Origin of the sequence: Photorhabdus sp. RW14-46 (assembly GCF_963887965.1) — a bacterium.
GTDB lineage: Bacteria > Pseudomonadota > Gammaproteobacteria > Enterobacterales > Enterobacteriaceae > Photorhabdus > Photorhabdus laumondii.
The window spans coordinates 223,766-235,635 of sequence record NZ_CAWPHH010000005.1 but is presented as its reverse complement, the minus strand read 5'-3'; the positions used below and the strand labels follow the sequence as shown (position 1 = coordinate 235,635).

The following is an 11,870-nucleotide window of genomic DNA, read 5'->3' as shown; positions in this document are numbered from 1 at the left end:
GCCCATTGTTCGGCGCAGGTTGAAAACATAAAGATTACCTCAAGTCGTGTTTTTTATTGAGATCAATCTATGAGGGAAAAGTTCAATAACGCGGGGGCGGGTTAAAATATTTGTGTAGGAAAGACAGCCCTTGCCGCCGCGATGCATCTTGAAATCCATAGGGTATATATGTTGCTGAAATAAAATTTCTCCGAGTGGATTCTGATCAGCCAAACAGATGTTGAATGCCAAGATTTATTAAAAGACCGCCCGCCATCAGCCATACAAACAAAATGAGAGCTAATAAAATGGGTTTAAATCCGGCCTGACGGATGGCGCTCACATGAGTAGTTAAACCCAGTGCCCCCATTGCCATAGTAAGCATAATAGTATCAATATTAATCAGAGAATTAACTATTGCAGCAGGAAGTAAATTGAAAGAATTAAAACCCGCTATTGCAATAAAAATCACTGCAAACCAGGGGATAGTTATTGGTGTTTTCTCCTGATGGTTTCTGCCATTTTTAGTGTCGGCATGGTTAATATAACGGGATAATAACAACAGGAATGGTGCTAACATCATAACCCTGATCATTTTACTGATAACGGCTACGTTTTCCGTTTGATCGCTAATAGCATGCCCAACAGCAACAACTTGAGCAACTTCGTGAAGGGTGGAGCCAGTAAAGATGCCGAAAGTTTCCTGAGTAAGTGGTAACCACTGATAATGCTCATTGAGTTGATAAAACCACGGATAAATGAAAATAGCGATAGTGCCAAAGATGACAATTGTCGAGACCGCAACAGCAACTTTACTGGCAGGGGCATTCACTACTGGCTCTGTTGCCATAATAGCTGCTGCACCGCAGATACTGCTGCCGGCACCAATCAGTATTACTGTTTGCTGGTCTAATCCAAAGAGTGATTTGCCTAGCCAAATTGCAATAAAGAAAGTGGAAGACAACATAGCAGCATCAATCAGAAGGCCAGTAATGCCAACATCGGCAATTTGTTGAAATGTCAAACGGAAGCCATAAAGAATAATACCTGCCCGCAGAAGATAATGTTTTGAGAAATGAATACCCTCATCACAATAAGGTTTGAGTAAAGGATAGACAGTATTACCGACAATGATCCCTGCAAGGATCGCCAGTGTTAATGTACCCAGTCCCATATTAATAAACCACGGAATATTTCCGGCATAGATTGAAATTGCAGTAAGTATTGCCGCTAATATTAACCCAGGTATTAATTTCATACCGAGAATGGATGATTGTTTGCTGAATTTTTTGGCATGAATGTCAGACATAGATGTTTCTCACGTTGCTTATATGTTTTAAACATAAGCATATAGCAGACTTGTTTATCATTAAAATTGATAATATTTTTATATATAATCGAAAAAATTGGTAAGAAAGTAGATTTTTGTTAAGTTGTCTATTGCCGTATAAAATTAAAACAAGCTAACTTTGACTGACACCATATTTTGCGGGGCAATATGCACATCACATTGAGGCAGTTGGAAGTTTTTACTGAGGTATTGAAAAGCGGTTCAACGACGCAAGCCTCTCAGCAATTGGCGCTATCTCAGTCCGCGGTGAGTGCCTCATTAACGGATCTGGAAAGCCAACTTGGCGTACAGCTTTTTGATCGAGTAGGAAAGCGGTTGGTGACGAATGAACATGGCCGCCTACTCTATCCCAAGGCGTTGGCATTGCTAGAGCAAGCCGGGGAAATTCAGCAGTTATTCAAACAGGAGTTAGGAGCGTTACGTATCGCTGCCAGTAGCACCATTGGTAATTATATGTTGCCGGAAATGCTGGCAAATTATCGTCAGGATTTTCCTGATACGCCGCTAGAGTTAAATATCAGCAATACGCAGGATGTCATCAATTCTGTGCTGGAATTCCGTGTTGATCTTGGTTTGATAGAAGGTTCCTGCCATAGCCCTGAGTTGATAACTCAGCTATGGATGGAGGATGAGTTGGTTATTTTTTCTTCTCCTGAAAATCCGCTAGCTGAACAGGATCTAAAATTGGATGATTTAGTTAAGGCATCATGGATATTAAGGGAGAGGGGATCGGGTACAAGAGAAGTGCTGGATCATCTGTTGTTTGTCCATTTACCCGGGTTCAAGATTTTGATGGAATTGGGAAATTCTGAAGCGATAAAACATGCGGTCAAATTTGGTATGGGTATCAGTTGCTTGTCCAGACGAGTCGTTGCAGAGCAATTGCAAAATCGTACTTTACTGGAGTTAAAAGTGCCAGAATTAAGACTTTTCAGAACATTGTACCTGATTCATCATCGGCAAAAGCATATGTCTATCGCACTGCAAAAATTGCTTAGTTACTGCCGGTAAATTTTGCGTTCTGTTTAAAATCCAAAATTAGCTGTGTTACTTATAATTTTCTCTAAATTATGAAGGTATCTTATAACAGCGCTTCCTCGCTATTTTGATAGTGAGGATTTGTTACAATCCGCCATCAGATTTATTCGCAGCTAACAGGAACAGAATGTCTCAACAACAAAAAAGTGTTTCCCGGAAACCCGCAACGCAACATTTGCGACGTGAATTGAAAGCTCGGCATCTAGCGATGATTGCCATTGGCGGATCAATAGGCACCGGGTTATTCGTGGCTTCAGGTGCGACAGTTTCACAAGCAGGGCCTGGCGGAGCATTACTTTCCTATGCATTAATTGGCTTGATGGTTTATTTCCTGATGACCAGTTTGGGTGAACTGGCCGCTTATATGCCGGTTTCCGGTTCTTTCTCAACTTATGGTTCCAAATATGTTGAAGAAGGGTTTGGTTTTGCCTTGGGTTGGAACTATTGGTACAACTGGGCGGTGACTATCGCGGTGGATTTGGTTGCAGCCCAATTGGTTATGGGTTATTGGCTGCCGGATATGCCGGGTTGGATCTGGAGTGCGTTATTCCTCGCGTTGATTTTCCTACTGAATTTTATTTCAGTGAAAGGATTTGGTGAAGCTGAATACTGGTTCTCCTTGATTAAAGTTAGCACGGTTATTGTTTTTATTGTGGTCGGATTACTGATGATAGCCGGCATCATGAAAGGGGCAGAAGGTGCTGGATGGCATAACTGGACTGTTGGTGATGCACCTTTTGCCGGTGGTTTCTCTGCCATGATTGGCGTAGCAATGATAGTTGGGTTTTCTTTTCAGGGAACTGAGCTAATTGGCATTGCGGCGGGTGAGTCAAAAGATCCGGCAAAAAATGTTCCCAGTGCTGTACGTAAGGTATTCTGGCGTATTCTGCTATTCTATATTTTTGCGATCCTGATTATCAGCCTGATTATTCCTTATACTGATCCAAGCCTACTGCGTAATGAGGTCGGTGATATCAGTGTTAGTCCGTTTACGTTGGTATTTGAAAACGCTGGTTTGTTATCCGCCGCAGCTATGATGAATGCGGTTATTTTGACGGCTGTGTTGTCTGCGGGTAATTCAGGTATGTATGCATCGACTCGTATGTTGTTCACATTGGCAAAAGAGGGTAAAGCACCGAGGATTTTTGGCAAATTATCCAAAGGTGGTGTACCGCGTAATGCCTTGTATGCAACAACGGTGGTTGCTGCGTTGTGTTTCCTCAGTTCAATGTACGGTAACCAGACCGTCTATCTGTGGTTGTTGAATACTTCTGGGATGACCGGTTTTATTGCCTGGTTGGGGATTGCTATTAGTCATTATCGTTTCCGCCGTGGTTATGTCGCTCAGGGGTTGGATTTAAGTAAATTACCTTATCGTTCAGGATTTTTCCCCATTGGCCCAATCTTTGCGTTTGTTTTGTGTCTAACCATCACATTAGGACAGAATTATCAGGCATTTCTACAAGATAAAATTGACTGGTATGGTGTCACTGCAACTTATGTTGGTATTCCACTCTTCCTGTTGATTTGGTTTGGTTACAAATTAGCTAGGAAAACTCACTTTATCAAATATAGCGAGATGAAATTTCCTGATATCGAGAATCAGTGAATGTAAATACGTTAAATGGTGATTAACAGGCCGGTAGGAATCTTTGAAAAAATTCCTACCGGCCTGGTTTTGTAGTTTTTTTAATTCGATTCACGATTAATTTATTATTATCTTAATGTTTTATTTATTTGAGTAGATAAGCCGTTTTTGATAAGAAATTAAAAAGATACCCCTGTTTTGTGATCAAATAGGTATTTTTTATTTTTCATAGTGTTAATTCATACAATTAATCACGTAATTTACCAAAATTTGTGTAGATCATATTGATAAGTATTCTCATTTGTCCTATTGTTAGTGCCATAATTATTAATATGAAAGGGCTAACAAAATGAAATTTATGTCTCGATCCATAGCAAAGAGTATCAGTGTCGGCCTGTTAGCGGGTTCGGCAGTTATGGCAAGCTTCGCATCATGGGCTGAAACGGTCACCGATATCGTTGGTCGTACTGTTGAAGTTCCTGAGAATGTAAATCGTATTTTGTTGGGCGAAGGCCGTTTGTTCCACGCTATCGCTTTGCTTGAAGGCGATAAACCATTGGCCCGTATTGCGGGTTGGCAAGGTGATTTCCGCAAACTGGACCCACAGTCTTACGCCGTCTATAAAGCTAAATTCCCTGAGATTGACAAAGTTCCTTTGATTGGTAATACCAGCGCTGAGAGTGTCAGTTCTGAAAAAGTATTAACTCTCAACCCGGATATCGCCATTTTTGGCTTGTCTGGTCATGGCCCTGGTAAAGACAGCGAACTGGTCGCCCAACTTGAAAAGGCTGGTGTTCCGGTTGTATTTGTTGATTTTCGTACTGAGCCGTTAAAGAATACGCTGCCGAGCATTCGTATGCTAGGTAAAGTACTAAATCGTGAAAAACAAGCGGCAGAATATGCCGATTTTTACGAGAAAAATGTAAAACTGGTGACTGAGATCACCAATAAAATCCCGGAAGAGAAAAAACCCACCGTATTTATCGATTTGAGAGCGGGTGCTTTTGAAGACTGCTGTGCGACTGCCGGTGATGGCAATATGGGTAACTTTATCGATTTGGCTGGCGGTAAAAACATTGCTAAAGGTGTTCTGCCAGGCGCACTTGGTAATATGAACCTCGAAAAAATTATTGCAGTTGACCCTTATATTTACATTGCTAGTGGGGCAAAAGCGCCAGACAATAATGAACCTGGTGTAAAACTGGGTGCGCAATCTACGTCTGAATTAGCAAAAGCCAGCCTGAAACAAATGACTGAACGTAAAGGTATTAGCACGTTGACTGCGGTCAAAGAGGGCAGAGACTATGCGATTTGGCATAACTACTACAACTCTCCCTATAATGTGGTAGCGACTCAGGTATTTGCTAAATGGTTCTATCCTGAGAAATTTACAGATTTAGATCCACAGAAGACACTGAATGAATTACACAGTAAATTCCTGGCAGTTGATCCATCAGGGGTTTATTGGGTCAGTGAAAAGTAATCAGTAAGTCAGGTAACGGGAATAATGAGTGCTACTACCGAGCCGATGCCAATGGTGAAACAGCAATTAGATGACAGCAGTGTAAAAGCCCATTACCAATATATTTTACGCCGCCGTATTGTGATGATGGTTTTCATCGTGCTGATTATCGGTGTTTCACTGGTATTAGATTTTACGATAGGTCCATCAGGTTTATCTTTGTCATCTCTCTGGCAGACTTTAGTGTCGCCAGAGAGTGTGGATGCGGGGACTCGGGTAATTGTTTGGGATATCCGTTTACCCTATGCCCTGATGGCGGTAGTGATTGGCCTGTCCCTTGGGCTGGCTGGCGCGGAAATGCAGACGATCTTAAATAACCCATTAGCCAGTCCCTCTACTTTAGGGGTTGCTCAAGCGGCTGCATTTGGTGCTGCGTTGGCGATTGTATCTGGTATTGGTATCCCAGGCGTGCCTGATCAGTGGTTCATCTCTGCGAATGCTTTCATTTTCGCTTTGTTGGCTGCATTGGTACTGGATACGATCACTCGTTGGACACGCGTTGCTACGTCTGGGGTCGTATTATTTGGTATTGCATTGGTCTTTACCTTTGAAGCATTGGTTTCCATGATGCAGTTTATCGCAACGGAAGATACCCTTCAGGGGCTGGTACTTTGGACAATGGGGAGCCTTGCCAGAGCAACCTGGATAAAACTGGGTGTGATGTTATTGGTGTTTGCAGCCATTTTTCCTATTTCAATGATGAATTCCTGGAGACTGACAGCGCTGCGTTTGGGTGAAGATCGTGCAATCAGTTTTGGTATTGATGTTCGTCGTCTGCGCTTGGGGACATTATTGCGTATCAGTATTCTTGCCGCTTTAGCAGTTGCATTTGTTGGGCCAATTGCTTTTATCGGTTTAATTGCGCCACATATTGCCCGGATGATGTTTGGTGAAGATCATCGTTTCTATTTACCAGCCAGTGCTCTAATTGGTGCATTGGTGTTGTCTATGGCGTCCATCGCCTCGAAGAACCTGATCCCAGGTGTTGTTATTCCTGTTGGGATCGTTACTGCGTTAGTTGGGGTTCCATTCTTCCTTAGCATAATTTTACGTCATAGGGCGAATATATGAATCCGGGATTAACCATTAACAATTTTTTTGCAGGTTATCCGAAACATTCGGTTATTGAAAATCTGAATATTGCTCCGTTGCCTCGTGGGAAAATTACGGTACTGTTGGGGCCAAATGGGAGTGGTAAATCAACACTTTTGCGTTCTTTGGCGGGCTTAAATCGTGCAAGAGGTCAGCTTTGGCTTGATGGTCAAGATTTGATGAAGATGAGTTTTGTCCAGCGATCGGAAAATGTGGTTTATTTACCACAGAGCTTACCTGCTGGTGTTCATTTGCATGTACTGGAGTCAATTATCGTTGCTCAACGGGCATCTGGAGGGCGTCATTCTGAAACCAGTGAAGAAGAAGTGATGTTGCTGTTACGTCAGTTGGGGATTGAGCACTTGGCGTTATGTTATTTAGATCAATTATCTGGCGGTCAAAAACAATTAGTCGGATTAGCACAATCATTAATTCGTAAACCAACATTATTATTATTAGATGAACCACTTAGTGCGCTGGATTTAAATTATCAATATCACGTAATGGCGTTGGTGGCACAAGAAACTTATCGGCGGAATATGATTACTGTGGTCGTTGTGCATGATATTAATATCGCTTTGCGTCATGGTGACCATGTATTAATGTTGCAAAAAGGGCATTTAATTGCCGAGGGAATTCCTGAGCAGGTTATTACGCCAGATAGTCTGGCACAGGTTTATGGTGTCAAAGGCAGAATTGAACGTTGTTCTCAGGGCATTCCTCAGGTATTAGTTGATGGGTTGGTTTCAAAGCTAGCGAGTGAGAATTCATTTTAACTTATATACCCTATTGATTTCAAGATGCATCGCGGCGGCAAGGGAACGAATCCCCGGGAGCATAGATAACTATGTGACCGGGGTGAGTGAGTGCAGCCAACAAAGAAGCAACTTGAAAGATGACGGGTATAAAATAATAAAACTACACAGAGGTAAATATTTTATCCTCGTTATTTGAGCACATGTTGATTATCCATTTTTATAGATAAATTTATAGATAAATAAAGTGTAATTATATCTCTTGGAGAATCGGGAATGGGTGTTTTTAATAAAAGAAAAATCGCGTTAGGTATTATTGCTACAATCTCATCTGGCTCAGTTTTTGCGGCTAGTAGCAGTAATGACACTATTCTTGTTACTACGGCAGCAGGTTTTCAACAGAAGATTGAAGATGCGCCAGCGTCTATTTCTGTGGTGAGCCGTGAGCAATTGGAAACTAAGGCTTATCGAGATGTGACTGATGCACTGAAAGATGTACCGGGTGTCGTTGTTACAGGTGGTGCTAGCAGCAGTGATATCAGTATTCGCGGTATGGCGTCTCAATATACAATGATTTTGGTTGATGGTAAGCGTGTTGATACCCGAGGTACTCGCCCAAACCGTGATAATTCGGGGATTGAACAGGGGTGGTTGCCGCCATTGGCCGCGATAGAACGTATCGAGGTTGTTCGTGGTCCTATGTCTTCTCTTTATGGTTCTGATGCGATGGGCGGGGTGATTAACATCATTACCCGTAAGGCACAAAAAGAGTGGAAAACCAGCTTCCGCGCTGATGGCACTTTGCAGGAGCGTTCTAAATCAGGTAATAGTCATCAGAGTAGTGTGTATACTTCAGGTCCAATTATTGATGGATTATTAGGGCTGAAAGTGAGCGGCCTGTATTCTCACCGTAATGAAGATAAATTTATCGGTGGTTTTAACAAACAGGAAATGCGTAATGGTTCAGCCACTTTCTCTTTCACTCCGGATGAGCAGAATACTTTTGATTTTGAAGCGGGACGTTATGAGCAAGATCGTGATTCTACTGTAGGGAAAACAAAGACAAGTAGTTGGCGATCTCCAGGTAATAGTGAAAGTCGATATAAAAGGAATAATTACTCTATCACCCATAATGGCGTTTACGATTTTGGAACGTCGACAACGTACTTCCAGCGTGATGAATCACGTAACCCTGGTCGTGATATGAAATATTACGATAATCTGTTCAATACTCATACCGTATTTATGTTGGATGATCATTCATTGAGTATAGGTGGTCAGTATCGTTATGAAGATTTACGCGATGAAGGGAATCAATTAGCTTCTGCTAAAAATATCAATAAGCTGAACCGTTGGAGTTGGGCGTTATTTGCTGAAGATGAATGGCAAATGACCAATGACTTTGCTCTGACCGGTGGTATCCGCATGGATAAAGACGAAAACTTCGGTGACCACTGGACTCCACGTTTGTACGGTGTATGGCATGTTGATGAACAATGGACGATTAAAGGTGGCGTTTCTACAGGATATCGTTCACCAGAATTACGTCAGGCGGCATCTAATTGGGGGCAGATTACGGGTGGCGGTGGTGATCCAGCGATTATCGTCGGTAATCCAGATTTGAAACCGGAGAAGAGCTTCAATCAGGAAATTGGTGTTATCTGGAACAATCGGGATAACTTTAATGTCGGTTTAACAATATTCAACACTGAATTTAAAGATAAAATTACTGAATTACGTCGTTGTACCGATCCAAGTGGTAAATCTCAGGGCAAATGTGTTATTGATGGCACTGCTTATAAATTTATCAGTGACCGTGTGAACATTGATAAAGCCAACATGCGTGGTGTAGAAGCGACAATGAACTGGGATATTGTTGATAACTGGGTATTGGCTGCAAACTATACGTATACTGATTCTGAGCAAAAGAGCGGTAACTTCAAAGGGAAGCCGTTGAATAAGATGCCTAAACATATGGCGAATGCCACCTTAAACTGGCAGGCTTCACCAGAAATGCAAGCTTGGACCCGTGTTAACTACCGTGGTAAAACGTCGAATTATTTATCACGTACCTCTATGGGGACGGGAACACCGTCTTATACCTTTGTGGATATCGGTGTCAGCTATTATCTGGCTGAAGGTTTACGCTTGGTAGGGGGGGTATATAACGTCTTTGAAAAACAAGTGACTGAAGACACCCATGATATAGTCTTGGATGGCCGTCGTTATAACATTGGTATCAATTACGACTTTTGATAATGCGTTCTAACTAACTATCCCCTATGGATTTCAAGATGCTTCGCGACGGCAAGGGAGTGAATCCCTGGGAGCATAGATAACGATGTGACCGGGGTGACCGAGTGCAGCCAACAAAGAGGCAACTTGAAAGATAACGGGTATATTTTATAATCCTCCTTGTTTGTCGCTGATAAGGGGGATTTTTGCTTTTTTGCTTATACCTGTAAAACTGAATAGAAATCCGTTTTGTGTTGTGTTAAAACTTAGCCATGTCAAAGAAATGTATATGACACCGTTAAATTCCATAGCGTCATCAATAAGTGTGGTAAAAAATAATGAACTTTTAGTGCGGCGAGTATTGCTATTTCAGGTCTTCAAGTGCAGAATTCGCCCACTGGAAAATAACTGATGCGTTTATATGTGTCGGTTATTTTTTTTGCTTTGACTTATTTTTTACTATACCAGAGGCCGGACTCTGAGCCGGATAGATAATTGGCCCACGATCAACCGCGACGAGAATCGGTTGCCGTAATGAGGAACGCTAATATGGAGCAATTATTTCCTTTCGCACTTGTGCCAATCGGCACATGCTGCTGCATCGATGACTATGGAGCATTGAGCTCTGCATATAATCCAGCCTCTAATTCTACTGCCTATAGGCAGAAGCGAAGTCTTCCCAGTAACTATCGATTAAGTAGTGTTATAACACGAATCGGAGTTATGGGAGGTTTCGCTCATGTCTCATAATACTGTAATCACTCTAGGCACCAACCAGACGGGTGCTAACAATCGTGTTCAGCTCAGAAAAACACTGACCTTGGTTCAGGTAGTGATGATGGGTCTCGCTTATCTGCAACCTATGACTATCTTTGATACTTTCGGCATTGTTTCTGGTTTGACTGACGGCCATGTAGCGACATCCTACGCGATTGCTTTGATCGCAATTCTGTTTACCGCTGTGAGCTACGGAAAGTTGGTAAAACGTTTCCCATCTGCTGGATCTGCATATACTTATGCGCAAAAATCCATTAGTCCGCATGTTGGCTTTATGGTGGGTTGGTCATCGCTATTGGACTATATGTTTATGCCGATGATTAATATCTTGTTAGCGAAAATTTATCTTCAGGCCATTTTTCCTAGCGTAGATCCGTGGATCTTCGTTGTGGGTTTTGCATTACTGATGACAGCTTTTAACCTGCGTGGCATTAACGTTGTTGCTAATCTCAACACGGCTATTGTCATTGTTCAGGTAACCGTTATGGTTGTATTTGTGGGTTTACTGATCCACGGTGTGTACAACGGAGAAGGAGTAGGAACTTTATGGAATGCGAAACCATTCGTTTCTGAAGATGCCCATTTAATCCCAATGATTACTGGGGCGACGATTTTGTGTTTTTCATTTCTAGGGTTTGACGGCATTAGTTCGTTGTCCGAAGAGACTCCGAATGCTGGTAAGGTGATTCCGAAAGCGATTTTCCTGACAGTATTAATTGGTGGTGTTATCTTCATTGCGGTTTCTTATTTCTTGCAGCTCTATTTTCCGGATATTTCTCGGTTCGAGAACCCGGATGAATCTCAGCCAGAAATTATGCTGTATGTAGCAGGTACTCTGTTCCAATCCATTATTTTGGTGTTCTCTTGTGTCACTGTTTTGGCTTCTGGTATGGCGGCTCACGCGGGGGTTTCCCGTTTGCTCTATGTTATGGGGCGCGATGGTGTATTTCCTGAGAAAATATTTGGCTATGTTCATCCAAAATGGCGGACTCCGGTAATCAACGTATCGCTGGTAGGCATCATCGGGTTATCTGCGATTACCTTTGATCTGGTTACTGCAACAGCTCTGATTAACTTTGGTGCGTTGATAGCGTTCACCTTTGTAAACTTATCAGTCATTTCTCAATTCTATATCCGTGAACGTCGTAACCGTACATTAAAAGATACCATTAATTTCTTGGTATTACCTGTGATAGGGGCTTGTACTGTTAGCGTGCTATGGATGAATCTGGAGCAAAGTTCTATGGAATTGGGGCTAACTTGGGGAGCAATTGGTCTGGTTTATATGGTATTCCTGACTCGTCGCTTCCGTCAGCCGATGCCTCAATGCTCTGAAATGGTTTAATATTTAGCAAAAGAATAATGGCGCCGAATTTGGCGCCATTATTTTTGCTATGCAGCTAATTTTACCGTAATAGTTAAGGAAAAGGAGCCCAAGAAAAAAAACAGCGAGGTCGCTTACAGATAAGAAAAATTTCAAGGTAAACGGAGAAAAACAATCTATGCTCTGAGAGGTGATTGTATATTAAGGAA

The 11,870-nt window shown here is 42.1% G+C and carries 9 protein-coding genes; 8 read left to right on the top strand and 1 reads right to left on the bottom strand.

The genetic code is table 11. The features are described 5' to 3' along the window. Positions 1–205: 205 nt before the first annotated feature. Positions 206–1,288 carry a YeiH family protein gene (locus AACQ38_RS06835; RefSeq protein WP_165577735.1) on the bottom strand — a complete coding sequence of 361 codons (1,083 nt, stop codon included), beginning with the start codon at positions 1,286–1,288 and terminating at the stop codon, positions 206–208. 189 nt (positions 1,289–1,477) lie between these two features. Here AACQ38_RS06835 and yieE point away from each other — a divergent pair, with 189 nt between their 5' ends. The 8 genes from yieE to AACQ38_RS06795 all read left to right on the top strand — a co-directional run bounded on the left by yieE (position 1,478) and on the right by AACQ38_RS06795 (position 11,682). Further along, positions 1,478–2,341 (top strand): DNA-binding transcriptional regulator YeiE, encoded by an 864-nt coding sequence (gene yieE / locus AACQ38_RS06830; protein WP_011147075.1) that lies wholly within the window; start codon positions 1,478–1,480, stop codon positions 2,339–2,341. A gap of 154 nt (positions 2,342–2,495) precedes the next feature. Further along, a complete protein-coding gene (locus AACQ38_RS06825) occupies positions 2,496–3,977 on the top strand; it encodes an amino acid permease (RefSeq protein ID WP_165577734.1) in 1,482 nt (493 codons plus the stop codon). Between the two features lie 328 nt (positions 3,978–4,305). Then, complete coding sequence (locus AACQ38_RS06820) at positions 4,306–5,439, top strand: ABC transporter substrate-binding protein (protein ID WP_165577733.1); 1,134 nt, start codon at positions 4,306–4,308, stop codon at positions 5,437–5,439. A gap of 24 nt (positions 5,440–5,463) precedes the next feature. Beyond that, positions 5,464–6,549 (top strand): FecCD family ABC transporter permease, encoded by a 1,086-nt coding sequence (locus tag AACQ38_RS06815; RefSeq protein ID WP_041380122.1) that lies wholly within the window; start codon positions 5,464–5,466, stop codon positions 6,547–6,549. Next, positions 6,546–7,346: an ABC transporter ATP-binding protein gene (locus AACQ38_RS06810; protein ID WP_058588469.1), complete on the top strand. Its 801-nt coding sequence runs from the start codon at positions 6,546–6,548 to the stop codon at positions 7,344–7,346. The genes AACQ38_RS06815 and AACQ38_RS06810 overlap by 4 nt, the downstream gene beginning before the upstream one ends. Then, positions 7,330–7,524 (top strand): hypothetical protein, encoded by a 195-nt coding sequence (locus AACQ38_RS06805; protein ID WP_165577732.1) that lies wholly within the window; start codon positions 7,330–7,332, stop codon positions 7,522–7,524. The genes AACQ38_RS06810 and AACQ38_RS06805 overlap by 17 nt, the downstream gene beginning before the upstream one ends. A 77-nt stretch (positions 7,525–7,601) precedes the next feature. Next, positions 7,602–9,581 carry a ligand-gated channel protein gene (locus AACQ38_RS06800; protein WP_165577731.1) on the top strand — a complete coding sequence of 660 codons (1,980 nt, stop codon included), beginning with the start codon at positions 7,602–7,604 and terminating at the stop codon, positions 9,579–9,581. 718 nt (positions 9,582–10,299) lie between these two features. Continuing rightward, on the top strand, positions 10,300–11,682 hold the full coding sequence (locus tag AACQ38_RS06795) for an APC family permease (RefSeq protein WP_011147069.1): 1,383 nt from the start codon (positions 10,300–10,302) through the stop codon (positions 11,680–11,682). Positions 11,683–11,870: the final 188 nt, after the last annotated feature.